This window comes from Arthrobacter globiformis, from assembly GCF_030818015.1.
Classification (GTDB): domain Bacteria; phylum Actinomycetota; class Actinomycetes; order Actinomycetales; family Micrococcaceae; genus Arthrobacter; species Arthrobacter globiformis_C.
On the sequence record NZ_JAUSZX010000001.1, the window covers coordinates 3,001,558 to 3,025,357 of the forward strand.

General features: G+C 66.4%; 21 protein-coding genes. 6 read left to right on the top strand and 15 right to left on the bottom strand.

The annotated features are described in order from the left end of the window. The first annotated feature begins 170 nt into the window (after nt 1-170). A complete protein-coding gene (locus QFZ23_RS14000) occupies nt 171-2,123 on the top strand; it encodes a M13 family metallopeptidase (protein ID WP_306923799.1) in 1,953 nt (650 codons plus the stop codon). A 140-nt stretch (nt 2,124-2,263) separates the two neighbouring features. Here QFZ23_RS14000 and QFZ23_RS14005 read toward each other — a convergent pair whose 3' ends face one another. The 5 genes from QFZ23_RS14005 to QFZ23_RS14025 all read right to left on the bottom strand — a co-directional run bounded on the left by QFZ23_RS14005 (nt 2,264) and on the right by QFZ23_RS14025 (nt 7,801). Continuing rightward, nucleotides 2,264-3,847, bottom strand: a complete 1,584-nt coding sequence (locus QFZ23_RS14005) for an LCP family protein (RefSeq protein ID WP_306923801.1) — start codon at nt 3,845-3,847, stop codon at nt 2,264-2,266. A gap of 127 nt (nt 3,848-3,974) precedes the next feature. Beyond that, a complete protein-coding gene (era, locus tag QFZ23_RS14010) occupies nt 3,975-4,934 on the bottom strand; it encodes a GTPase Era (RefSeq protein WP_003800837.1) in 960 nt (319 codons plus the stop codon). Beyond that, nucleotides 4,918-6,249, bottom strand: coding sequence for a hemolysin family protein (locus tag QFZ23_RS14015; protein ID WP_306923803.1), 1,332 nt, complete (start codon nt 6,247-6,249; stop codon nt 4,918-4,920). Before QFZ23_RS14015 ends, era begins: the two co-directional genes overlap by 17 nt. Beyond that, entirely contained in the window at nt 6,246-6,719 is a 474-nt protein-coding gene (gene ybeY / locus QFZ23_RS14020; protein WP_306923804.1) for an rRNA maturation RNase YbeY, read from the bottom strand. The genes QFZ23_RS14015 and ybeY overlap by 4 nt, the downstream gene beginning before the upstream one ends. Next, nucleotides 6,716-7,801, bottom strand: coding sequence for a PhoH family protein (locus tag QFZ23_RS14025; protein ID WP_306923806.1), 1,086 nt, complete (start codon nt 7,799-7,801; stop codon nt 6,716-6,718). The genes ybeY and QFZ23_RS14025 overlap by 4 nt, the downstream gene beginning before the upstream one ends. Nucleotides 7,802-8,147: 346 nt before the next feature. Between QFZ23_RS14025 and QFZ23_RS14030 the strand changes: the two genes are divergently transcribed. After that, the gene (locus QFZ23_RS14030; RefSeq protein WP_306926858.1) at nt 8,148-9,062 is read left to right on the top strand and encodes a GerMN domain-containing protein; all 915 of its coding nucleotides are present in this window, start codon (nt 8,148-8,150) and stop codon (nt 9,060-9,062) included. 2 nt (nt 9,063-9,064) lie between these two features. Here the strand turns inward: QFZ23_RS14030 and QFZ23_RS14035 are convergent, their stop codons facing one another. The 3 genes from QFZ23_RS14035 to hrcA are packed head-to-tail and all read right to left on the bottom strand — an operon-like array spanning nt 9,065 to nt 12,037. Continuing rightward, complete coding sequence (locus QFZ23_RS14035; protein ID WP_306923807.1) at nt 9,065-9,835, bottom strand: 16S rRNA (uracil(1498)-N(3))-methyltransferase; 771 nt, start codon at nt 9,833-9,835, stop codon at nt 9,065-9,067. 2 nt (nt 9,836-9,837) lie between these two features. Further along, complete coding sequence (gene dnaJ / locus QFZ23_RS14040) at nt 9,838-10,965, bottom strand: molecular chaperone DnaJ (protein WP_306923808.1); 1,128 nt, start codon at nt 10,963-10,965, stop codon at nt 9,838-9,840. Nucleotides 10,966-11,023: 58 nt separating this feature from the next. Then, nucleotides 11,024-12,037, bottom strand: coding sequence for a heat-inducible transcriptional repressor HrcA (gene hrcA / locus QFZ23_RS14045; protein ID WP_306923809.1), 1,014 nt, complete (start codon nt 12,035-12,037; stop codon nt 11,024-11,026). 213 nt (nt 12,038-12,250) lie between these two features. Between hrcA and QFZ23_RS14050 the strand changes: the two genes are divergently transcribed. Then, nucleotides 12,251-13,102 carry a DUF3097 domain-containing protein gene (locus tag QFZ23_RS14050; protein WP_306923811.1) on the top strand — a complete coding sequence of 284 codons (852 nt, stop codon included), beginning with the start codon at nt 12,251-12,253 and terminating at the stop codon, nt 13,100-13,102. A 124-nt stretch (nt 13,103-13,226) separates the two neighbouring features. Continuing rightward, nucleotides 13,227-13,646, top strand: a complete 420-nt coding sequence (locus tag QFZ23_RS14055; protein WP_076802815.1) for a DUF4870 domain-containing protein — start codon at nt 13,227-13,229, stop codon at nt 13,644-13,646. Nucleotides 13,647-13,777: 131 nt separating this feature from the next. Here QFZ23_RS14055 and hemW read toward each other — a convergent pair whose 3' ends face one another. Next, nucleotides 13,778-15,007, bottom strand: coding sequence for a radical SAM family heme chaperone HemW (gene hemW, locus QFZ23_RS14060; protein WP_306923814.1), 1,230 nt, complete (start codon nt 15,005-15,007; stop codon nt 13,778-13,780). Nucleotides 15,008-15,043: 36 nt separating this feature from the next. Then, a complete protein-coding gene (gene lepA / locus QFZ23_RS14065) occupies nt 15,044-16,897 on the bottom strand; it encodes a translation elongation factor 4 (protein ID WP_306923815.1) in 1,854 nt (617 codons plus the stop codon). 182 nt (nt 16,898-17,079) lie between these two features. Between lepA and QFZ23_RS14070 the strand changes: the two genes are divergently transcribed. After that, a complete protein-coding gene (locus QFZ23_RS14070; protein WP_306923817.1) occupies nt 17,080-17,625 on the top strand; it encodes a type II toxin-antitoxin system PemK/MazF family toxin in 546 nt (181 codons plus the stop codon). 185 nt (nt 17,626-17,810) lie between these two features. Then, a complete protein-coding gene (rpsT, locus tag QFZ23_RS14075) occupies nt 17,811-18,071 on the top strand; it encodes a 30S ribosomal protein S20 (protein WP_003800822.1) in 261 nt (86 codons plus the stop codon). Nucleotides 18,072-18,284: 213 nt separating this feature from the next. On the opposite strand, the gene QFZ23_RS14080 is transcribed toward rpsT, so the two are convergent. The 5 genes from QFZ23_RS14080 to QFZ23_RS14100 all read right to left on the bottom strand — a co-directional run bounded on the left by QFZ23_RS14080 (nt 18,285) and on the right by QFZ23_RS14100 (nt 23,654). Further along, a complete protein-coding gene (locus QFZ23_RS14080; RefSeq protein ID WP_306923818.1) occupies nt 18,285-19,334 on the bottom strand; it encodes a hypothetical protein in 1,050 nt (349 codons plus the stop codon). A 117-nt stretch (nt 19,335-19,451) separates the two neighbouring features. Continuing rightward, nucleotides 19,452-20,465: a DNA polymerase III subunit delta gene (gene holA, locus QFZ23_RS14085; protein WP_306923820.1), complete on the bottom strand. Its 1,014-nt coding sequence runs from the start codon at nt 20,463-20,465 to the stop codon at nt 19,452-19,454. After that, nucleotides 20,402-22,060 carry a ComEC/Rec2 family competence protein gene (locus tag QFZ23_RS14090; RefSeq protein WP_306923822.1) on the bottom strand — a complete coding sequence of 553 codons (1,659 nt, stop codon included), beginning with the start codon at nt 22,058-22,060 and terminating at the stop codon, nt 20,402-20,404. Before QFZ23_RS14090 ends, holA begins: the two co-directional genes overlap by 64 nt. A 289-nt stretch (nt 22,061-22,349) precedes the next feature. Further along, entirely contained in the window at nt 22,350-23,255 is a 906-nt protein-coding gene (locus QFZ23_RS14095; protein ID WP_306923823.1) for a ComEA family DNA-binding protein, read from the bottom strand. A gap of 213 nt (nt 23,256-23,468) precedes the next feature. Further along, nucleotides 23,469-23,654 (bottom strand): hypothetical protein, encoded by a 186-nt coding sequence (locus QFZ23_RS14100; RefSeq protein ID WP_306923824.1) that lies wholly within the window; start codon nt 23,652-23,654, stop codon nt 23,469-23,471. Nucleotides 23,655-23,800: the final 146 nt, after the last annotated feature.

Below are 23,800 nucleotides of genomic sequence, written 5' to 3' on the forward strand. Positions count from 1 at the left end.
GATCGCGTCTGAGGCCTCGCCGCGGCAGCTAAGAAGAAGGAGCTCTGCACGCACGATTTCACAGTAACACGGGTGCGTAAGATGAAGGGGCAACACCTCCAGCAACGTCCACCATGCAGACGCGGCACCGGTGAAAGTGCCGGCCGCAGCCCGTCATCGAAGGAGCTCCTGTGCCAATTTCGGGGATCGCCCTGTCAAACATCGACCGCAGTGTGAGGCCACAGGACGACCTCTACCAGCATGTGAACGGCGCCTGGCTCAAGGACACCACCATCCCTGACGACCGTCCGCTGGAAGGCACATTCACGGCCCTTCGCGACGGCTCCGAGCTGGCAGTCAAGGAAATCATCGAGGAAGCCGCTGCCAAGGGGGCCGAGGCCAGCGGCATCGAGCGGAAGATCGGCGACCTGTACAGCAGCTTCATGGATGAGGCCGCCGTCGAGGCCAAGGGCCTGGATCCTATCCGCGGACGCCTGGCCGAGGTCTTCGCCACGGCCAGCATTTCCGAACTGCTGGCACTGGCCGGCCGTCTCTTCCGTGCTGATGTTTCCGGGCTCTTCTACATTTACCCGGCGCCCGACGCCGGCAACCCCGACCGCGTTCTGCTGTACACGGGCCAGGGCGGCCTCGGGCTCCCGGACGAGTCCTATTACCGCGAAGAGAAATTCGCCCCGGTGGTGCAGTCCTACCGGGAGTACGTGGGCACCATGTTCGGCCTGGCCGGCGTGGCCGATCCCGGAAACGCCGCGGCCCGCGTGGTGGCACTGGAGACCGCCCTCGCCTCGCACCACTGGGACAACGTCACGCTCCGCGATCCGCAGAAGACCTACAACCTGAAGTCGGCGGACGAGGCGCGTGAGCTGTTCCCCCTGCTGGACACGTGGTTCGACGCCGCAGACATCGCCGCGGACAAGCGGGAGGAGATCGTGGTCAGCACCCCTGACTTCTTTGCCGGCGCCGCCGCACTGCTGGCCTCGGAACCGCTGCCGGTGTGGCAGGAATGGCTTGCCCTGCGGGTCATCAACTCGGCGGCCCCCTACCTCTCGTCAGCTTTTGTGGACACGAACTTTGCCTTCTACGGCACCACCATCAGCGGCACCCCGCGGAACAAGGACCGCTGGAAGCGGGGCGTCGCCGTCGTCGAGGCAGCACTGGGCGAGGCCGTGGGCCAGATCTATGTGGCCAAGCATTTCCCGGAGGGCCACAAGGCCCGCATGCAGACGCTCGTGGGCAACCTGATCGAGGCCTACCGGCAGAGCATCAGCGCCCTGGAATGGATGGGCGAGGACACCAAGGCCGAGGCGCTCCGGAAACTGGGGGCTTTCCGGGCAAAGATCGGCTTCCCCGACGAGTGGATCGACTACTCGGCAGTGGTGATCGACCCCACAGACCTGCTGGGGAACGTCGAACGGGCCCACAATGCCGACGTCGACCGGCACCTGGACGAGGTGGGCAAGCCGGTGGACCACAACAAGTGGCTCATGACGCCGCAGACCGTCAACGCGTACTACCACCCGATGCTGAACGAAATCGTCTTCCCGGCCGCCATCCTGCAGCCGCCATTCTTCACCGCCGAAGCGGACGATGCGGTGAACTACGGAGGCATCGGGGCCGTGATCGGACACGAGATCGGCCACGGCTTCGATGACCAGGGCTCACAGTTCGACGGCACGGGCGAGCTTCGCAACTGGTGGACCGAGGACGACCGAAAAGCCTTCGAAGCACTGACCGGACGCCTCGTGGACCAGTTCGACGCGCTGTCCCCGTACGCCGCGCCCGGGCACAACGTCAACGGCAAGCTCACGCTGGGCGAAAACATCGGCGACCTTGGCGGACTCACCATTGCGCATAAGGCCTACCGCCTCAGCCTCGACGGGCAGGAACCTCCCGTGCTCGACGGGCTGACGGGTGAACAGCGCTTCTTCGCTTCCTGGGCCGCCGGGTGGCGCCAGGTGATCCGCACCGAGGAGGCCATCCGGCGCCTCGCCACGGACCCGCACTCCCCCAACGAGTTCCGCACCAACGCCATTGCCAAGAACCTCGACTCCTTCCACGCCGCGTTCGGCGTCACGGAGGAGGACGGCATGTGGATGCCTCCGGCGGAGCGCGTCAGCATCTGGTGAGCGCAGAAATGCCGGGCCGCTCCCGTTCGGGGCGGCCCGGCATTTTTTGTGTCCGGCCTGCTTTTGTATGTGGCCCACTTTGTATGTGGCCCACTTTGTCCGGGACCTACTGGGCTATCTGGATGGTCACTGCTGGATGGTCACTGCTGGACGATCAGCTCCGGGTTTGCCTGCTGGCAGACGGTGTCGCTGGCCGTCTGGTTGACGATGTCCTTGGGAACCGTGGTCTTGCCGTACTTGGTTCCGGACGGGAAGTCGCTGCCGAGGTACAGCTGCACTCCCGCGACGCCGGACGACGGCGCCACCTGGGCGGCCGGAATACCGAACAGGGCTGCCACATCTGCGGCGACGTCCGCGTACTCAGGTCCGTAGTAAACCATGGTCTTTGCCGTCGTGTCGGCCTCCAGCTGCCCCACCTGGGAGAAGCCGCCGGCAACAACGGCCTCAACGATTTCCTGCGTCCTGGTGGCTGAGCCGGTTCCGTTGGCCACGGTGATGGGCTGCAGCGCCTTGTCATACGGCGCCGCCGTCGCGGTGGGCTTCGGGGTGGCCTTGGGAGTGGAGCTCGCCGAAGGTTTGGGCGTCGCCGACGGTGAAGGGCTTTCCTTCCCATCCGGGTCCGTCAGGTCGACGTCCTTGCGCAGGGCAGCGAACAGCTGGGAGGCGGCCGGCTGCGCGGCTTCCAACCGGTTGGGATCGCTGGTGGCAGGGACAGTCGGCAGCGCCACAAAGGCGACCTTGCCGACGTCGATCGTCTTCAGCCGGTTGGCGATGGTGACCATCGACGGTACGGATGCGAGTCCGTCGTCGACGGTCAGGTTCTTGGTGATGACGTCAGCGATGTTCAGCAGCTTCGCCGGGTTGGAGAGAGTGCCGTCATCCTTGATCTTCCGGGTCAGCGAGGACAGGAAGCCCTGCTGCGCCTTGATGCGGCCGAGGTCGCCGCCGTCGCCGAAAGCGTGGCGTGTGCGCAGGAACGCAAGGGCCTGTTCGCCCTGCACCTGGGAGGTGCCCTTGGGTAGCCGCAGCCGCGAGTCGGGGTCATAGACGGCGTCGCTGATGCACACCGCGACGCCGCCCACGGCGTTCGACAGCTCCTTGACGGCGTTGAAGTCGGCCATCATGAAATGGTCCACCTCCATGCCGGTCAGCTTGTTGACCGTGTCCACGGCGCAGCCGATGCCAGCCTCCTTCATGGCCTCATTGATCATGATGCCGCTCCGGGCCGCGTACTGCTTGCCGGTCTTCTGGTCGGTGCACTTGGGGATGTCCACGAGCAGGTCGCGGGGGAAGCTGATGACGTTGACCCGCTTGTTGTCCTCCGAGATGTCCATGAGCATCATGACGTCGGAATTGCCGTAGCCGGTGGAATCCTCGGTGCTGCCGTAATTCGAGTTCTTGCCGTCACGGGTGTCGGAGCCCAGAATCAGAATCTGCAGCCGGCCGGTGGCGTCGTCCGTGGTGTCCGTGCGGCTGCTGCCGGCGCCCAGAGCGGCCGTGGAGATGTTGGACTGGAGCCTGAAGTACCAGTAGCCGGCAAAGGCCAGGCCGCCAGCCAGGACCACAGCGACGACGGCGGTGGTTACCTTGAGCCACGTGGGCATGTGGCGGACATTCAAGTGCCGGGCAGCGCCCAGTCGGGGGTCCTCAGCATGCCGGGCAGCTGGCTCGGAGCGGACGGGTGTGCCCGGTCCTTGGGCGCGGTTGTCGCGGCGTCGCACCACAGGGTGTACCTTCCTCGAAAAAATGGGATCCGGCCTATTTTAGTGGCCGTTTCTGGGAAAACGCCGGAAATCCGGCGTTCGCGGCCCGGCGCGCAGGCACCAGCCCCGGAATGCAGGCGGCAGCGGGTCAGAACCCGAGCTTCACCAGCTGCTTGGGGTCGCGCTGCCAGTCCTTTGCCACCTTGACGTGCAGGTCGAGGTAGATGCGGGTGCCCAGGAGCGCCTCGATGCCCTTCCGGGCATTGGTTCCCACCTCGCGCAGGCGGCTTCCGCCCTTGCCGATGATGATGGCCTTCTGCGACGGGCGCTCTACGTAGAGGTTGACGCGGACGTCCAGGAGCGGGTTGTCTTCGGTCCGGCCCTCGCGCGGAACGATTTCCTCCACCACCACGGCCAGCGAGTGCGGCAGCTCGTCGCGCACACCCTCCAGTGCAGCCTCGCGGATGAGTTCGGCCACCATGACGGCCTCCGGCTCATCGGTCAGCTCGCCGTCCGGATAGAGCGGCGGCGACGGCGGCATGTGGCTGATCAGGACATCTGCCACCGTGCCTACCTGGAACCCATCCGCGGCCGAGACCGGGACGATGTCCTTCCAGCCGTCCTCGCCCAGCACTTCCCTGCCGAGCTCGGCGACGGCCAGCAGCTGCTCCGTCAGGGCCTGCCGGTCCACCAGGTCTGCCTTGGTGACGAGGGCAATCACTGGCTTGCGGCCGACGGCTGCGAGCTGGGCAGCGATGAATTTGTCACCGGGGCCGATCTTCTCGTTGGCGGGGATGCAGAACCCGATGGCGTCCACTTCTGAGAGTGTGTCGGCTACGAGGTCATTAAGCCGCTTGCCCAGCAGTGTGCGGGGCCGGTGCAGGCCCGGGGTGTCCACGAGGATCAGCTGGGCGTCCTCGCGGTGGACGATTCCCCGGATGGTATGCCGAGTGGTCTGCGGCTTGGCGGACGTGATGGCCACCTTCTTGCCCACCAGGGCGTTGGTAAGGGTGGATTTGCCCGCGTTGGGCCGGCCCACCAGCACCGCGAATCCGGCATGGTACCCACCGAACGGTTCGCCGCCGTCGGCCTTATTCTGCTTGCTCACGTGGAACTCCCTGTTGCATTGATTCGGCCTCGTCGAGAAGTTCTTCAAGGTCAGTGTGTTCTTTCGGCGCAACGGCCGCAATAATGTGGCTGACGCGGTTCCGGCGGCCCTCCAGCCGCTCGGCGCGCAGCGAAACGCCGTCGACATCCACCGCACTGCCCACGATCGGGACCCGGCCCAGGGCCTTGGCCAGCAGGCCGCCCACGGTGTCCACCTCGTCGTCGTCCAGTTCGATGCCGAACAGCTCCCCGAGGTCGTCGATCCCCATCCGGGCACTTACCCGGTACGTGCCGTCGCCCAGATCGACGACGGCGGCACTCTCCGAGTCGTATTCATCCACAATTTCGCCGACGAGCTCTTCGATCAGGTCCTCGAGCGTCACCAGCCCTGCGGTCCCGCCGTATTCGTCGATGACGATGGCCACGTGGGTTGACTCCTTCTGGAGTTCCCGCAGGAGGTCGCTCACCGGCTTGGAATCCGGAACGTAGCGGACCTCGCGGGCCAGCACATCCACCACCGGAGGTTCGGCCTCCGGGTCCATGCCGTGAATCGCGGCAGCCACATCCTTGAGGTAGATGATGCCCAGGATCTGGTCGGTGTTTTCGCCGATGACGGGGATCCTGGAATACCCCGACCGCAGGAACAGTGCCATCGCGCTGTGCAGGCTCGAGCCCGCGTCGATGGTCAGGATGTCCGTCCGCGGCACCATGACCGCGCGGACCAGGGTATCGCCGAACTCGAAGACGGACTGGATCAGTTCGGCCTCGTTGTCCTCGATCACGTCGGACTCGGTGGCCCGGTCAACCAGTTCGCGGAACTCCTCCTCGCTGAAGTAGGAGTCGTCACCGTTGGGCGAACCCGGGGCCACGGCGCTGCCCAGCCGGACCAGCAAGGCGGGGATGGGTCCGAGTATCCAGGCCAGGAAACGGACCAGTGACGCCGAATACTGCGCCACGGCCGCAGGATGCGAGCGGCCCAGCTGGCGCGGCGAGACCCCCACCAGCACAAACCCGAGGACCGCCATGATGCCTGTCGCCGCCAGGCCGGCCAGCCAGACGTTGTCCAGCAAGCTGTAAAGCAGCACGGCCACGGCCACGGCAGAGGCCGACTCGAACCAGACCCGCCAGAAGCGCAGGGCACGCATGTGTGTCATCGGCTGATCCAGGATCCTCCGCAACGCCGGGCCCTGGCTCCCCTGCACCGCCTGCTCGGCGTCGTGGCGCGGAAGAAAGCTGAACGCCGCCTCGGCAGCAGTCAGCAGCGCTGCGGCACCGAGAAACGCCAGCGCCATGCAGACAAGGAGCAGGGAGGTCACTGGGTGGTCTCGGCCGGTGCTTCTTTGCCGGTGAATGCCGTCAGCAGTTCGCGCTGCAGGCCGAACATTTCTGCCTTCTCCTCGGGTTCGGCGTGGTCATAGCCGAGCAGGTGCAGAATTCCGTGCGTGGTCAGCAGCAGCATCTCGTCCTGCGTGGAGTGTCCGGCGTTGCGGGCCTGGACCTCGGCCACCTGGGGGCAGATCGCGATGTCGCCGAGCATGCCCTGCGGAGTCGGCTTGTCCGGGGTTCCCGGGGTCAGCTCGTCCATAGGCACGGAGAGCACGTCGGTGGCGCCGGGCTCATCCATAAGCTCGATGTGCAGCTTTTCCATGGCCGGCTCGTCCACCAGCAGAATGGACAGCTCCGCCTGCGGATGGATGTACAGCTGCTCAAAGATGAAGCGTGCCAACGCCACCAGCCGGGCTTCGTCCACCTGGATGCCGGATTCGTTGTTAACTTCGATGCTCATGCGTGCTCCCGTCGTTCCCGGGGAACGGAATGCTTGACCCGGTTGCGTTGTGCTTCGTCCCAGATGCTGTAGGCGTTGACGATGTCCCCCACCAGGCGGTGGCGGACGACGTCGGCGGCGTCCAGAACGGAGAAGCTGACGTCGTCGATTCCGCTGAGGATCTCCTCGACGATGCGCAGGCCGGAGCGTGTTCCGAACGGAAGGTCCACCTGGGTGACGTCGCCGGTGACCACCATCTTGGAGCCGAAGCCGAGTCGGGTCAGGAACATCTTCATCTGTTCCGGCGTGGTGTTCTGTGCCTCGTCAAGAATGATGAAAGCGTCGTTCAGCGTCCGGCCCCTCATGTAGGCCAGCGGCGCCACTTCAATGGTTCCGGCCGCCATCAGCCGGGGAATGGACTCGGGGTCCATCATGTCGTGGAGCGCGTCGTACAGCGGCCGCAGGTACGGGTCGATCTTGTCGCTGAGCGTGCCGGGGAGGAAACCGAGCCGTTCGCCTGCTTCAACGGCGGGGCGGGTGAGGATGATCCGGCTGACTTCCTTCTGCTGCAGGGCCTGCACCGCCTTAGCCACCGCGAGGTAGGTCTTTCCCGTACCGGCGGGGCCGATCCCGAAGATCACGGTGTTCGCGTCGATGGCGTCCACATAGTTCTTCTGGTTCAGCGTCTTGGGCCGGATGGTCTTGCCGCGGCTGGACAGGATGTCGTGCGTCAGCACCTCCACCGGATTCTGCAGAGACTGGCTGCGGAGAAGCGAAACCAGCTGCTGGAGAACTGACGGCGTGATCACGGTGCCGCGGGCCACGAGACCCCGGACCTCGTGGAGCAGGCGCATGATCCGCGGAACATCGGCCGCGGGTCCGTTGATGGAGAGTTCGTTGCCGCGGACGTGGAAACTGACGGCCGGGAACTGGTCCTCGATGAAGCGGAGGGCCTCGTCGTGGCTTCCCAACGACTGCACCATCTGATCAGAGTTATCGAAGATGACCACCTCCGTCCGGACACCGGGGAGAGTATGGGGGAATTCGCCCGTGGTGCGGTCCCCCGTGTTGAGGCGGCGCTTTCCGTTAGCTGATTCAGTCATGGTGACGGCCCTCGGGCCTTCGGTTCCCTCCAGTTCGGAATGTAACTCGTTTGTGTCTTTACATCTTACGCCAGCGCACGCCTTGGCCTGCCGTCCCGGAAGGTCACGGCGGACCGCGATTCCGTAACGCGTTCCCGCAATTTGGTATCAACTTTGTATCGGCCTCATATCGTTCCCGTTGCAGTTCGGCGGCCTGCCGCAAAAGGCACGCAACGCTCCAAAGTCTCGTGTAATGCTGGAAAAGGAGCCCGCCGGCAACGGTCCGGGGTGCCCGCACCGCAACTGCTCATTTGAAGGGATCGCCAGCATCAGTCAGCCAGGAACTCCGGGCCGGAAAGTACCGCGGATGCGCTCCGCGCTGCTGTCAGCGCTGCTTCCGGCTGCCCTGCTGCTGTCCGGGTGCATCGCCGATCCCGACCCCGCGGTGACCGCGAACCCGCCGACCTCCTCGTCGCGCAGGGCCGCGGGCACGGACGGCGTCCCCACCACCAGCGCGCCGCTGGAAACGACGCAGTCGTCCAACAAGGCACCCGTGTACTGGATCGGGCGCAGCAACAGCAATGTCTTCCTGTACCGCGAGTTCCGCGACGTGCCGGACGATGAGAACCCGATCACGCGGGCACTTCGCGCCATGATGTCGGAGACGCCGCTGGATCCGGACTTCTTCACGCCGTGGCAGAACCCCAAGAACCTCGCGACCTCGATCTCGGGCACCAACGTCATTACCGTGGACGTTTCCGCCGATGCCTTCAACAGCAACCTTGACGCGGACATGGCCCAGCGGGCCATCCAGCAACTGGTGTACACCGCAACGGCCGCAGGAGCCAGCTCGGGCCTGATTGACGCCGGCCAGCAAATCGAAGTGGTGATCCTGGTGGACGGGCACACCGACTACCTGGCCTTCAAGCACGTCAAGCTCGGTGCCCCCACGTCCCGCAGCGCCGGAATGGTGGCGCCGGTATGGATCATCGATCCGCAACAGGGCACCGAAGTCGGCGACGGCCGGGTCAAGATCTCCGGACGAAGCACCGTCCCCAGCGGCAAACTCCACTGGCGCATCCTCAAGGTCCAGGACAACGGCGACAAGGAAAGCTACCTGACCGGCGAAGCCACGGCTGCCGCGGATCCCGCCGCCTCCGGAGTCTTCGGCATCACGGTCAATCTGGCGCCCGGCAACTACGAGGTGCGCGTCTCCCAGATCGACCCGGGCAAGCCCCAGGACGAACTCAACGTGGACACGCGCGGGTTCACAGTTCGCTAAAGCTACCAGCGGCCCAGGACGTCGCTGGCAACCACGACGCCGGCAGGTCCCGCCGTCGATGACCGCAGGACGTGCGGTCCCAGCAGAGCCGTGACCGCCCCGGCGCTGCACAGCCGGGTGACCTCGCGGGGACTGATGCCCCCTTCGGGACCAACAATGAGGAAAATCTCGCTGGGATTGGACGCCTCCTGGCGCTCCTCAGACCATTTGCCGAGAACCCGCCGAAGCGGCGTGACCGCGTCTTCGTGCAGAATCACGGCAAGGCCGGCTTCCGCCACTTCCTTAGCCAGTGCATGGGTGTCGACGGCGGGGCGCACCTCGGGGATCCAGGCGCGGCGCGCCTGCTTGGCGGCGGCCGTCACGGTGGACTGCCACTTCCCGTGGGCTTTGGCCGCCCGGTCACCCTTCCACCTGACGATGGACCGTTCCGACTGCCATGGAACCACGGCGTCGATGCCCAACTCGGTGGCGGTTTCGATCGCGAGTTCGTCCCGGTCACCCTTGGCCAGTGCCTGTACGAGCACCAGACGGACGTCCGGCCGCGGTTCCACGCTGATGGACGTACATTCGACCGTCAGCTCGGCGGGGGCGGCATCCGTCACGGTTCCGGTGATGCGCTTGCCGGCGCCGTCGGCAATGTCCACCCGCTCCCCCACGGCCAGGCGCTTGACGGTGACCGCGTGCCGGGCCTCGGCGCCGTCGAGGACGAACACAGAACCGGGAACCGTGCTGTCCAGCGCGCCGGCCGGTGTGAAGAATACGGGGTTGCTCACCGCTACAGGTTACCGAGGCGGTCCCGCAGCTTGGCGAACACGCCGCCGCTGGCTGCGAGCTTGCCCTCGGAGAACTGCTCGCCGCGGAGCTTTGCAAGCTGCCGGAGCAGGTCCTCCTGGGCGGGGTCGAGCTTGGACGGGGTTTCCACCTGCAGGTGGACCTTGAGGTCACCGCGGCCGTAGCCGCGAAGGTGGGTGACGCCGAGGCCGCGGAGGGTGATGATCTCGCCGGACTGCGTGCCCGCCTTGACGTCGATCTCCTGCTTGCCGTCGAAGGTTTCCAGGCTCAGTTCGGTGCCAAGGGCAGCGGCAGTCATGGGAATGTTCAGGGTCGCGTGGAGGTCGTCGCCCTCGCGGATGTAGGTGGAATCGTTGTTAACCCGGATTTCCACGTAGAGGTCTCCGGACGGGCCGCCCGCGGGGCCGGCTTCACCCTGCCCGGAGAGCTGGATCCGCGTTCCGGTGGCCACCCCGGCCGGAACCTTGATGGTCAGGGAGCGGCGGCTGCGGATGCGGCCCTGGCCGCTGCATTCGTTGCAGGGGTCCTTGATGACCGTGCCGAAGCCCTCGCAGGATCCGCAGGGTGCGGCGGTCATGACCTGGCCGAGGATGGAACGGACCGCCCGCTGCACCTGGCCGCTGCCGCCACAGATGTCGCAGCGTTCCGGGTGGCTTCCCTCGCGGCAGCAGGAGCCTTCACAGGTGGGGCAGGTGACGGCCGTGTCCACTTCCAGCTTCTTGTTGACGCCGAAGACGGCATCGCGCAGGTCGATGCGGACGCTGATGAGCGCGTCCTGGCCGCGGCGGACGCGGGACGCGGGCCCGGACGTGCCGCCGGCGCCGAAGAAGGTGTCAAAGATGTCTTGGAACGCGAAGCCCTGGCCGGCGTAGCCGCCACCGCCGAAACCGTTATCGGTGCCGTTCTCATTGCCTGTGGTGTCGTAGACCCTGCGCTTCTGCGGATCGGACAGCACCTCGTAGGCGTGGGTGACGGCCTTGAAGCGTTCGGCGGCGTCTTCCCCGGAGTTGACGTCCGGGTGAAGCGAGCGGGCCAGCTTGCGGTAGGCCTTTTTGATCTCCTCGCCGGTGGCTTCCGGGGAGACTCCAAGAACGTCGTAGTGGCTGCTCAAAGTTCGTATCTCTTCCTGGTTGTACTGCCTGTGGTCAAAGGATGTCCGGGGCGTGCGGTCACGGGCCCAGAATCCTCGAAAGGTAGCGGGCCACCGCGCGCACGGCGGCCATGGTAGTGGGATAGTCCATCCGGGTGGGGCCAAGAATGCCCACCTTGGCGGTGGCATCGGGTCCGTAGCCGGTGGCCACCACCGACGCCTCGGCCAGCCCGTCATAGGGGTTCTCCCGGCCGATGCTGACGGCCACGCCGCGCGGGTCCTGCGCCATGTCGCTCAGGAGCCGCAGCATCACCACCTGCTCCTCGAGGGCCTCCAGCACTGGTCCGATGCTGAGCGGGAAGTCCACGTTGGACCGCGCCAGGTTGGCCGTTCCGGCCAGGACGATCCTGTCTTCCCGGCTGTTGTGGGCGAGGCCCTCCAGCCCCTTGCCGAGGGCCATGGCAATGGGGCGTTCGGCCGGCGTGCAGCCGGCCACGACGGCGGCCAGATGCTGGGGCAGGATGGCCACCGGCGTTCCGGCGACACCGGTCAGGAACCGGGTGCGCAGGGCGGCGAGCGTGTCGTCCGACAGGTCCTGTCCGGCGTCGACGACGCGCTGGTCAACCTTGCCGGAGTCGGCGATCAGCACGATCAGCACCTTCCGCGGCGCCAACAGCACGAATTCGATGTGCCGGACCACGGCGCGGCTCAGGTGCGGGTACTGCACGACGGCCACCTGGTTGGTCAGCTGGGACAGGAGCCGGGCAGTCCGGTCCAGGACGTCGTCAAGGTCCTCGGACCCCTCAAGCAGGGTCTGGATGGCGCGCTTCTCCGCCTGGGAGAGTGGCTTGACCGCCGAGATCTGGTCGACGAACAGGCGGTAACCCTTGTCCGTGGGGATCCTGCCCGCACTGGTGTGCGGGGCCGTGATGAGGCCCTCGTCCTCCAGCGCCGCCATGTCGTTGCGGATGGTGGCGCTGGAAACGCCCAGGTGGTGCCGTTCCACCAGGGCCTTGGAGCCGACAGGTTCGCGGGAATGGACATAGTCCTCCACGATGGCGCGCAGCACCTCAAGCTTCCGTGGTTCGCTCACAGTCCACCTCCTCTTGGCCATAACCGCGCCGGGCGTTAATCCTGCCCGCAAAACGCTGTGGTTAGCACTCGACATGCCTAAGTGCTAACAAGTCTAATATGAGTCGCCGCGTTGTTAGCATTGGTACCGCTCCGGGCGAAATTCCGGGCGCCTGTCCCCCGGCGGCATGCCCGCGGCCGGAGCGGCTCCTTCCGAGTGCAGAGCGGTGAACGAATGCAGTACCAGACCTGGGGCCCGCAGGAGATCGCAGCGCCCGCCAAGAACAGCCTGCCCGAGGTGCCGGTGGAGCGCGGCATGGTGCTCGAGGACGTCCAGTCCGGCTGGGTGGGCGCAGTAACCCGGGTGGAGAAGTCCGGCGGGATGCACGTGGTGGCGCTCGAAGACCGCCGCGGAAAGTCGCGGTCCTTCAAGCTGGGCTTCGGATTTCTCCTGGAGGGGCAGCCGATCCGCCTGATGCCCCCGGCCCCCAAGGCGAAGCCCGCAGGACAGGGCGCTGCACGGACGGCGTCGGGTTCGGTGCGGGTGGAAGGACAGCGCGCGCAGGTCGCCAAGGCCAGCCGGATCTGGGTTGAAGGCAAGCATGATGCCGAACTCGTGGAAAAAGTCTGGGGCGACGACCTCCGGGTAGAGGGCATCGTCGTCGAACCCCTCCATGGCATTGACGACCTGGCGGCGGCCGTTGCCTCCTTCCGCCCCGGTCCCGGCCGCCGGCTGGGCGTCCTGGTGGACCACCTGGTCCCCGATTCCAAGGAGTCCAGGATCGCCGACGCCGTGATGGCATCCCCCGGCGCCGCCGGGAACGTGCTGATCGTGGGTCACCCCTACGTCGACGTCTGGCAGGCGATCCGGCCGTCGGTACTGGGCATTCCGCAGTGGCCTGTGGTGCCGCGCGGCACGGACTGGAAAACCGGCATCCTGACCGCCTTCGGCTGGCCGCACGAGACGAAGGAAGACATTGGCCTCGGCTGGCAGAAACTCCTCGGCGCCGTGCGCACCTACGCTGACCTTGAGCCCGCCCTGCTGGGCCGGGTGGAAGAGGTCATCGATTTCCTAACAGTTCCGTAGCTACGGTTCCCCGATTCGGCGTTGAGCCCGCGATTGCCCGTACGGGCCGGTATCCTTGGTACGGCGCCACCGCACCGCGGCCCCGGCGCCGCTATCGCACCAACGCAAGCTAAAGGAAGACACCGTGGCAGAAGACGCTCGCGACCGCAGGGACACACAGTCCGGCCAGGACCTGCCCCAGTACCATGGGGTTCCGGCCAACGCTCTTCCGCTGACCGCCAGCGAGGACCGGCAGTGGGCCACCCTCGCACACTTCGGTGGCATCCTCGGCTGTGTTCCGGCGCTGCTGATTTACCTGATCTTCCGCGACCGCGGCCCGTTCACCGCGCAGGAGTCCAAGGAAGCCCTCAACTTCACCCTGCCGCCGACCATTGCGGCCTTCGTGGCCAACCTCCTGGTGTTGCTTCCCGTCGTCGGCAATCTGTTCGCTGTGCTGGCCACGCTCATCTGGATTGCGCTGACCTGCTTCGCGGTGTCCGCCGGCGTCCACGTGAACAAGGGCCAGCCGCACCGCTACCAGTACAACCTCCGCTGGATCAAGTAGTCCCCACCCGTAAGGTGGGCCCACGCCCGCAGGGTCCCCTGGCCGTGGAGCCGCTCCGGCGAGGGCCCCGGCCCGAGTTTGCGAGGGCAGGGAGCCGGACCGGACTTGCGAGGTTAGGGTGCGGGTGGGGACTAGTCCGGCAGGATCCTGCGGACGACGGCATCCGCCAGCAGGCGGCCCTTCAGCGTGAGGACCAGGCTGCCCCGGAAGGCGTCCTCGGGGACCACGAGGCCGTCGGCGATCAGGCCGGCCACGGCCTTCCTTCCGGACGGCGAGAGGGCAGCGGTTTCCAGCCCCGAAGAAAGCCGGGCCTCCAGCATGACCTTTTCGACGCTCCGGGTTTCCGCGTCGAGGGTCTCGCGTCCGGCCGCCGGCGAGACGCCTGAGCCGAGCCTGCCGGCATACGCGGTGGGGTGCTTGACGTTCCACCAGCGCACCCCGCCCACATGCGAGTGCGCGCCCGGGCCGATGCCCCACCAGTCATCCCCGCGCCAGTAGGCGAGGTTGTGGCGGCACGCCTGCTCCGGCGTCGCGGACCAGTTGCTGACCTCGTACCAGTGCAGGCCGGCGTCGGAAATCATCCGGTCGGCGAGTTCGTATTTGTCGGCGTGATCGTCGTCGTCGATTTGTGGAACTTCGCCACGGCGGATCTGGGCGGCGAGCTTGGTGCCGTCCTCAATGATCAGCGCGTAGGCGCTGATGTGGTCCGGCCGGTACGACAGTGCGGTCTCCAGCGAAAAGCGCCAGTCCTCGATTGACTCGCCGGGTGTGCCGTAGATCAGGTCCAGGCTGACGGCGAGTCCAGCGTCGCGCGCCCACTGCACCACGAGCGGGACACGGCTCGGAGTGTGGGTGCGGTCGAGGACCTTCAGCACGTGGGGTACGGCGGACTGCATGCCGAAGGAGACCCGTGTGAAGCCCGCGTCGGCGAGCAGCTGAAGGGACTCCGGAGTGACGGAATCCGGGTTGGCCTCCGTGGTCACTTCGGCACCGGGTTCGATCCCCCACGTGTCTATGGCGGCACGGAGGATTCTGGCCAGATCCTCGGCAGGCAGGAGCGTGGGCGTGCCGCCGCCAAAAAACACGGTGCTCAGCTTGCGGACTGGCAAGCCGGACTCCGCCAAGACGCGCGCGGCAAAGTCCACCTCCGAGATGGCAGTAGAGGCGTAGGCGTCCTGGGACGCGCCGCCGCCGAGCTCGGTTGCGGTGTAGGTGTTGAAGTCGCAGTAACCGCAGCGCACCGCGCAAAACGGGATGTGCACGTAGAGCCCGAAGGCCCGGTTGGCTGCACCGTTAGCCGCCTGCTGCGGCAGCAGGCCGTCCGACGGCGCGGGGTCACCCAGAGGAAGAACGCTAGGCATGCGTGCGGCCTCCGGAGGTTCCGGCCACGGTCATCACTACTTCTTGGCCTTGTCCTTGGATTCGTCGGTGGTCAGGGCTGCGATGAAGGCTTCCTGCGGCACTTCCACACGCCCCACCATCTTCATGCGCTTCTTGCCTTCCTTCTGCTTTTCCAGCAATTTGCGCTTACGGGAGATGTCACCGCCGTAGCACTTGGCGAGAACGTCCTTGCGGATGGCGCGGATGGACTCGCGGGCGATGATCCGGGAGCCGATCGCGGCCTGGATGGGTACCTCGAACTGCTGGCGCGGGATGAGTTCGCGCAGCTTGCCGGTCATCATGACGCCGTAGGCGTAGGCCTTGTCCTTGTGGGTGATGGCGCTGAAGGCGTCCACCTGTTCGCCCTGGAGCAGGATGTCCACCTTGACCAGGTCGGCGACCTGTTCACCGTCGGCCTTCCAGTCCAGAGAGGCGTAGCCGCGCGTCTTGGACTTGAGCAGGTCGAAGAAGTCGAAAACAATTTCGGCCAACGGCATCCAGTACCGCAGCTCAACCCGGTCCTCGGACAGGTAGTCCATGCCGCGCATGACGCCGCGGCGGCCCTGGCAGAGCTCCATGATGGCACCGACGAACTCGTTAGGCGCGAGGATTGTCGCGGCCACCATGGGCTCGCGGACCTCGTTGATCTTCCCGGAGGGGAACTCGCTGGGGTTCGTCACGGTGACCACGTTCTTGTCCTCAAGCGTGACCTCGTAGACGACATTCGGTGCCGTGGAGATCAGGTCCAGGTTGAATTCGCGTTCGAGGCGCTCACGGACGATTTCCAGGTGCAGCAGGCCGAGGAAGCCCACGCGGAAGCCGAAGCCGAGCGCTGCGGAAGTTTCCGGTTCGTAGATCAGGGCAGCATCGTTCAGCTTGAGCTTGTCCAGCGCGTCACGCAGCACCGGGTAGTCGGTGCCGTCCAGCGGGTAGAGACCCGAGAACACCATCGGCTTGGGATCCGCATAGCCGCTCAGCGATTCCGCGGCCGGCTTGGCCAGATTGGTGACGGTGTCGCCCACTTTCGACTGGCGGACATCCTTCACACCGGTGATGAGATATCCAACCTCACCGACGCCCAGGCCCTTGGACGGTATGGGCTCCGGGGAACTGACGCCGATTTCCAGGAGTTCGTGGCTGGCCCTGGTGGACATCATCTGGATGCGCTCACGCGGGTGCAGCATGCCGTCCACCACGCGGACATAGGTGACCACGCCGCGGTACGTGTCGTAGACGGAGTCGAAGATCATGGCCCGGGCAGGTGCATCGGGGTCGCCCACAGGTGCGGGCAGGTCGCGCACGATCTTGTCCAGCAGTGCTTCGACACCCACGCCGGTCTTGCCCGAGACCAGCAGCACGTCTTCGGGATCGCCGCCAATCAGGCTGGCCAGTTCGGCGGCGTACTTCTCCGGCTGGGCGGCCGGCAGGTCGATCTTGTTCAGGACCGGGATGATGGTGAGGTCGTTTTCCATGGCCAGATACAGGTTGGCGAGCGTCTGGGCCTCGATGCCCTGCGCTGCGTCCACCAGCAGAACGGCACCCTCGCAGGCGGCGAGAGAGCGGGACACCTCGTAGGTGAAGTCCACGTGGCCCGGCGTGTCGATCATGTTCAGGGCGTAGCTCACGCCATCGAGCTCCCAGGGCATGCGGACAGCCTGGGACTTGATGGTGATGCCGCGTTCCCGCTCGATATCCATGCGGTCCAGATACTGGGCCTTCATGTCGCGGGACTGCACGACGCCGGTGAACTGCAGCATGCGGTCGGCCAGAGTGGACTTACCGTGGTCAATGTGCGCGATGATGCAGAAATTCCGAATAATGGCCGGATCTGTCGCGGCGGGCACCGGGGCGGTGCGGGCCATGGGAGACACGCAGGGTCCTTACTGTTGGCATTTCAGCGGCGTTGTTCAGGCTGAACTCTGGCCATCCTGCTGCCTGCCGCAATATCTGAACTTCTAGTCTCCCACGTCCCGGGCGCTGGCAGTACATTTTGTGCGGTGCGCACGGCCGGAGGTCCGGCAGCTCCGGAGGCCGCGCCGGTAGGGTGGCCCGCATGGCATTGAACTTCTTCTCCACCGGCGGCGCCGTCCGCGCATCGCTCCGCTTCCTCGGCCTGCTGAGGCAACCTGCGGTTCGAACTCCGGTGCCCGCCCGGGGCGGGCCCGGAAACGCACCCCGGCTCCGCACCGGCGTAACAGGGAGCTACCCGGGCGACTTCACCGGCACGGCGACGCTGCGGTACTCCCCTTCCCCGGACGGTCGCCCGGACCCCGGCGAGATCGTGTGGACATGGGTTCCCTTCGAAGAGGACCATTCGCGCGGCAAGGACCGGCCGGTCCTCCTTGTTGGCAGCCACGGGCGGTTTCTGCTGGGCCTGATGCTGACCAGCAAGGATCATGACGGCCACCCGCGCGCCCACCTCGATTACGTGGATATCGGCACCGGCCCTTGGGACAGGCAGGGCCGCCCCAGCGAGGCCAAGCTGGACCGCGTCCTGCAGATCCATCCGGCCGACATCCGGCGCGAGGGGTCGGTTCTGGACCGGAAGAAGTTTAGGCTTGTGGCGGACGAGTTACGGCGGCTGCACGGCTGGAAATGACGCCGGCGCGCCGTCAGCGCGCTGAATGGCCACAAATGGCCCCGACCTGCTAAGATTTATAGCTGTGTGTCCGTGCAGGTCGACGGTCACTGATGGCTGGCCGCCATAGGTATCCCCACGCCGCTCAGTCAAGGCCAGCTTGAAAGCCCTCTAGACCATTTCCGCATTACAAAGAGAGTTCACACGTGGCAAATATCAAGTCCCAGAAGAAGCGCATCCTGACCAACGAGAAGGCTCGCCTGCGCAACAACGCAGTCAAGTCCGAGCTGAAGACGGCCATCCGCGCCGTCAACACCGCCGTTGAGTCCTCCGACAAGGAAGCTGCTACTACTGCGCTCGTTTCTGCCAGCCGTAAGCTGGACAAGGCTGTCAGCAAGGGTGTTCTGCACAAGAACAACGCTGCAAACCGCAAGTCGGCGATCTCCAAGAAGGTCAACGCACTCTAAGGTTTTCCAGTTCATCTGAACTGATGCTTGTGGCCGGCACCATTGGTGCCGGCCACTTCTCTTTTAACTTCCGACGGCGGTGCTTCCGACGGCGGTGCTTCCGACGGCTGTCCCAGACCCCGCCCCTGGCCGCTTACCAGGGCCGCTAAGGCTGACCGCTCTCCTGGACTGCCTCTGTCTGAACTATCTCTGTCTGAACTATCTCTGTCTGAACTACCTCTGCCTGGACCACCGGCCGGACCCGTCGCTGAGCCAGTTGGAGGGGGCGGCGCCCGATGTGAGGACGTCGTTGAGCCAGTAGGTCTCATCGGGATTCCAGCCCGCCAGGACCGTCCGCTCACGCACTGAAACAGACGGTCCGGCGGATGGACTTGCGGGTAGCGCGAGTCCGGCGGTCGTGAGGTATCCCCAGAGGGTTAGATGAACGCCGTCGTAGTCGGCAGCAACGGCGGACCAGTCGGGAACCAACCAGGGGCCGGCAATCCCCGTGGTCCGCCACCAGTCGTGGCGTTTGGAGAGGCTGACGTCCAATGGGTACCGTGCAGCCAGTTCGGTCCACGCCGCCGGGCCATCTATCTCGTACACACGACAGTCCGTCCGCGGTACGAGTGGCCAGACGGTAGCCTGCTTCCACCCGAGACTGTCCTCGACCAGCAGGAGACCAATGGCGCCGAGGTCCGGCAGGCTTCGGGTGGTGGTGAGCAGCCCGGAGGGTGTGGGCGTGGACCACCACCAGCCGCCCCAGTTCGCGGCCGGGTTCTTTGGCCGTTTGGCCGCCTGGCGTTCGTCGGCGAGGACGGCCGCCTTCCAATCGGCCAGCCTTCTGACTGTGCCGCCGAGATCCGGCGGCGGACCTTTTCGTTCGTCTGTCCACTGCACGAAATTCTGGCGGTCCCGGTCCAGGAACCCGCGACTCCACCACGCGGCAAGGGCGCCAGCCAGGGCACGGGCGACCGGCCCCAGAGCCAACTGGATGGCGGGTTGTGCGAGCAGGGCGTCCGTTTCGTCAGGCTGCTGCCAGTAACGCGCGGTGTCGACCGCCTCGGCTAGCCCAGCCAGCAACGCCTCGCCACCAGCGGATGCCGCGGCCGTTACGGACGCCGGGCTGCGGAGCGCCTCGGCCAGTTCACTGGCGAATCCCTGATTTCCGGAATGTTCCGCCGCCCTGGCAGCCAGGGTCCAAATTTCCGGTCTCGTAGCCGTGAGAACGCCCAGGCAGAACTGGCGCCCGCGCGGACCGCTCATCAACGACACGTCAGTCACAACCACACCCCTGACCCAGAGCCTACAAGCTGACCCCGGCCTACAAGCCGACCGGGGGCCCACAAGCTGATCCGGGCCTTAAGACTGACCGGGCGCCTATATGCCGGGACAGGACAGCTAGCGGCCGCGGGCGGCAGCCGCTATCACCGTCACGGCGTGTTCCACGGCGTAGACAGGATCACGCGAAAGTCCCTTGACCTGCGCGTCGGCTTCGGCCGTGACCTGGATGGACCGCGCCAGGCCCTCCGGGGTCCACCTCCGGACGTCCCGCTGTGCCTGCTCCACCAGCCACGGCTGCATGCCCAACTGCTTGGCGATCTGCGCCGCCGAGCCCTTGGCGCCGGCGACCTTGGCGACTGTCCGTAGCTTCGCCGCCAAGGCCGCGACCAGCGGCACCGGGTCGGCACCGGTGGCCAGCGCGTGACGGAGTGTGGACAGGGCCACGGGACCGTTACCTGCCATCGCGGCGTCGGCCACCTTGAAGGCCGTTGCTTCGACCCTACCGCCGTAGTAGCGGTCGACCATGTCGGCGTCAACGCCAGTGGAGGCGTCGGCAATGAGCTGGCTGCACGCCGCCGCCAGTTCGGACAGGTTGGCGCCGACCGCGTTGACCAGGGACTGCACTGCCTCCGGCGTGATCCGTCTGCCGGCGGCCTTGAATTCCGCGGTGACAAAGGCGGTCTTTTCCGCATCTTTTTTCAGCGGCTGGCAGTCGACGGTCGGCCATCCCCCTGCCCTCACGGCGTCGAGGAGCTTCTTGCCGCGGGTTCCGCCGCCGTGCCGGAGCACGAGGACAGCGTCCTGTTCCACGTGCTTGAGATAGGTTAGTGCGTCCGCCAGGAAGGAGTCGTTCATCGCTTCGAGGCCGTCGACCTCGATCAGCTTGCTCTCGCCGAACAGTGACGGACTGACATTCATGGCCAGCGCCCCGGGCTCGTACGCTCCGGCACTAAGCTTGGTAACCTCCACGTCCGGCGCGGCCGCCCGTACCTGTGTCCGGACACGGTCCATTGCCCGGATGCCGAGGTACTCCTCGGGACCCGTGATCAGGACGACCGCCGCAGGGGTTACGTCCCGCCAGGACGCCGAATTGGCTGCCGGCGTCTTCGGTCGTTGCTGGGCAGCGGCCACTGGTGATTCCTCCCGGAGTTCAGGTTGCAGACTCTAAGTCTCCCACGGCGGCTGGGGCTGCCGCGGCGGAACTTGGCCTCCGGTAGCCGGTCAACGAGCCGGACGGTGCCGGCGTGCGCAGCGAGGACGAGCTTGACGGTCCGGGCGGGATGGGCGGCCATCCATACGGCGAGCAAAGTTACAGCCGAGAACAGCAGCATGGTCAGCAACCCGAACACACCCTCCGGCCAGGGCGGCGCGGCGCCGGGAAGACCGGCGGTGAACCGGGCGATGGCTGCCACACCACCGGCAAAGAAGCCGGCCGCGCCCATCAGTACAGACGCCAGCCAAGGTGCCAGGGGCAGGAACGCCGCGGCAGCTGTGCCCAGGATGGTGACGGGTGCTACAAGCGGGGCAACAAGCACGTTGGCAAGCAGCGAGTAAGTCGAAAACTGTGGTTGGAGCACCACGATGACGGGGCCGCACAGCACTTGGGCTGACAGGGGTACGGCGATGGCAGCCGCCACCCAGCGTGGCACGCTCGCTGGAAACCAGCCCATGATGCACCGGCCCAGCACAATGATCCCCAGGGTGGCAAGGACGGAGAGCAGGAACCCGAAGCTGATGCCCAGTTCGGGCTCCACGAGCAGCAGGGCAATCACGGCCAGGCAAAGGAAACTCAATCCGCGGCCGACCCGGCCGCCCGCCAGGGACACGAGAGCAACCGCGCCCATCAGCGATGCCCTCAGCACGCTGGCATCGGGACCCACCATGAGGACGAACAAGCCGAGGCCGGAGAGAGCGACGGCCGCAGCCGGGATCCTGGCAAGGCGCAGCGAGCGTGCCGCCAACAGCAGGGCGCCGAGTATCAGGCTGCAGTTGGCGCCGGAGACGGCCGTCAGGTGAGTCAGGCCCACGGTTTTCATGGCCGTCTCGAGCTCCTCGCTCAGGCCGCCGGTATCTCCCGTGACCATGCCCGGGAGGAGACCCCTCGCATCGGGGGCCAGCCGGCTGGCCTCCGAAGCGAAGCGCTGGCCCAGGACGGCGGGCGCCTGCTGCCAATCCTGCGCTGCTTCGAGCCTGACGGGCGGTGATGACGCGCTCAGGATCGCCGCCTCCACCCGACCGGCGTCCGGGGGCCGGAGCTTTCCGGTGACCCGGAACACCTGGCCGGTGCCGGCGTGCTGCCACCCCTGCCCGCCAATGATGACCAGAGGCAGACGGGCATGCGTCACCTGACCTCCCGACGTCAATGCCCGAGCCACTGCCCCCACTGCCCAGCGTTCGGCACGCCCGGAGGGGCCAGGCGTCTTAAGGGCACGCGGAGCCCCGGTGATCTCTAGTTCCGCCACAACTGATGCCCGCCCGGCGACCAGTCCCGCCACCTGCTCGTCGTGGCGCTGGGCCGACGACACTGCCGAATGGGCAGTCGATGCCGCGGCAAGCATGAGTGCAGCGGTCAGGGTGGTCAGGAAACTGCGCCGCCAGTGTCCTCCTGCTCTCTTCCTGCGCAGAACCATGGCAAGGAGCACTCCGGCGCACGCGGCGAGACCGCCCCACACAATCAGGAGTGTGGCCGGCGCCAGCCATGGCCCGGCGACGGTGGCTGCCCACACCAGGAGCGCGGCCGGGGCAAGGCGAAGGTCAGTCCGGCGGCGGTTCGGTTCGGTTGCGACCGCGTCCCGTTCGTCTGGCAGCAGGCGCCGGCGGATGTCAGCCCGGATCTTCTGCCCGAGTGCACTCGCGGGACCGGGTCGGGCCTCAGGCTGTAGCGGCCAAGCATGAGCAGGCGCGAAATCGCCAGGGAAAGGTTCACCCTGCGTAGAGTCGACCCTTGGGAAATCCACGGCCGCCTGGACATAGGGGTGCCATCGGCTCGGCGCGCGTCCGTTCCTGCCGTCCATTTCAGACGGTCACCAGGGGAAGCAGCGCTTCCAGCATTTTGGGGCCGACTCCGTCGACGGCGTCCAGTTCCTCAGGGGACTTGAAAGGGCCTTGCTGCGTGCGCCAGTCGACGATGCGCTGGGCCAATACGGGGCCAACCTTCGGCAGCTCAGCGAGTTCTTCCGCGGTGGCGGTATTGAGGTTGATCTTGCCTCCGCTGGCCTCGCCTGCGGGCCCAGCGGTTCCTTCGGCTTCGGCGGCGTCTGCTCCTGATGTGCCGGCTGGGGCGGATTTGTCAGCTGGTGCTGCCTCGCCGCGGCGCGGTACGTAGATTTTCTGGCCGTCATCCAGCAGGGAGGCGAGATTGAGCCGGTCGAGGTCGGCCTCCGGGCTGGCTCCCCCGGCGGCAGCGATGACCTCATGTACCCGGCTTCCCCTTGGAAGCCGGACCACTCCGGCCTTCTTCACCGCTCCGGCGACGTGCACCACGACGTTCCCGGCCGCCGGCACGTCAATGTTCGTTCCGCCAGCGTCTTTCCCGTCAGCGTCGTTCCCCTCTCCGTCCGGCCCACTGCTTTCCGTGGTGCCGCTGTCCGGGCTACTCCTCTCCTGGTCATGAGTACTGGCGGCCGGTTTTCCCGCGGCGTCGTGGGTCACCGGGCTGAGCGGAAGGACAACAGGACCGTTGGCAGCCACCTGCCACCAGAGCATGGCTCCGGCCATCAGCGACAGCACGCCCACCAGTGCCGCGGCACGGATGCCGAGGCGCCAGCGGAACCGCGGTTCGGTCACTTCGCCAGACGCCGCAGACCCGGCGGAAGCGGCCTGCCGGCCGTAGGCGAAGCCGCCCCCCGTTCCCGCCTCCAGCAGTCCCGTGGGGCCGCCCGGCTGCCGGTTGGGCTCTTCATCGCCAGGATGTTCCGGCATGGCAGGGGGCCCGAGCGAGGCGGCCAGTCTTCTGGCCGCCCGCCCATCTGCGGCCCTCCGCTGCACGGGGCCACGTCCATGACCGGCGTGCACCTCACCGACGCGCGGCTGAGCGCTGGCTGCTGCTCCAGCGGTCCGGCGTGACATATCCACCACGCTAGGAAACGGGCAGTCCTCCCGACAGCCCCGTCATGCCGTATGTGGATAGCGCCGCTACCGCTGGTAGGTGATGTACGCCTCGTACTGCACGCGCCACTTCTCCGGTTCCTTGGGATCAGGGACAGTGGTGGTGAGGAACTGGACGCTCGTCACCTGGCCCTTCAGGTACTTCAGCCATTTCGTGACTTCGTCGGCCACATCCCGATCCAGCTGGGCGACGTGGTGGACTTGCATGGACATGGGAGCCTCCTTGCTCGGTGGGGAGACTGTACTACCGGTGGGCAGGCACTGCTAGGCGTCACAAGAAGTCGAACAGCTGTTGGGTTGACACTGGGCAAGCGGCAGGTTCCGCGCCGCGAAGGCATGGGCAGCCGCCTGGGCGCCCA

Coding starts and splice junctions, on each gene's coding strand:
- ybeY (WP_306923804.1), bottom strand. CDS start 6,719: ATGAGCATCGAAGTTAACAACGAATCCGGCATCCAGGTGGACGAAGCC.
- QFZ23_RS14025 (WP_306923806.1), bottom strand. CDS start 7,801: ATGACTGAATCAGCTAACGGAAAGCGCCGCCTCAACACGGGGGACCGC.
- QFZ23_RS14030 (WP_306926858.1), top strand. CDS start 8,148: ATGCGCTCCGCGCTGCTGTCAGCGCTGCTTCCGGCTGCCCTGCTGCTG.
- QFZ23_RS14050 (WP_306923811.1), top strand. CDS start 12,251: ATGCAGTACCAGACCTGGGGCCCGCAGGAGATCGCAGCGCCCGCCAAG.
- hemW (WP_306923814.1), bottom strand. CDS start 15,007: ATGCCTAGCGTTCTTCCTCTGGGTGACCCCGCGCCGTCGGACGGCCTG.
- QFZ23_RS14070 (WP_306923817.1), top strand. CDS start 17,080: ATGGCATTGAACTTCTTCTCCACCGGCGGCGCCGTCCGCGCATCGCTC.
- QFZ23_RS14095 (WP_306923823.1), bottom strand. CDS start 23,255: ATGCCGGAACATCCTGGCGATGAAGAGCCCAACCGGCAGCCGGGCGGC.
- QFZ23_RS14100 (WP_306923824.1), bottom strand. CDS start 23,654: ATGTCCATGCAAGTCCACCACGTCGCCCAGCTGGATCGGGATGTGGCC.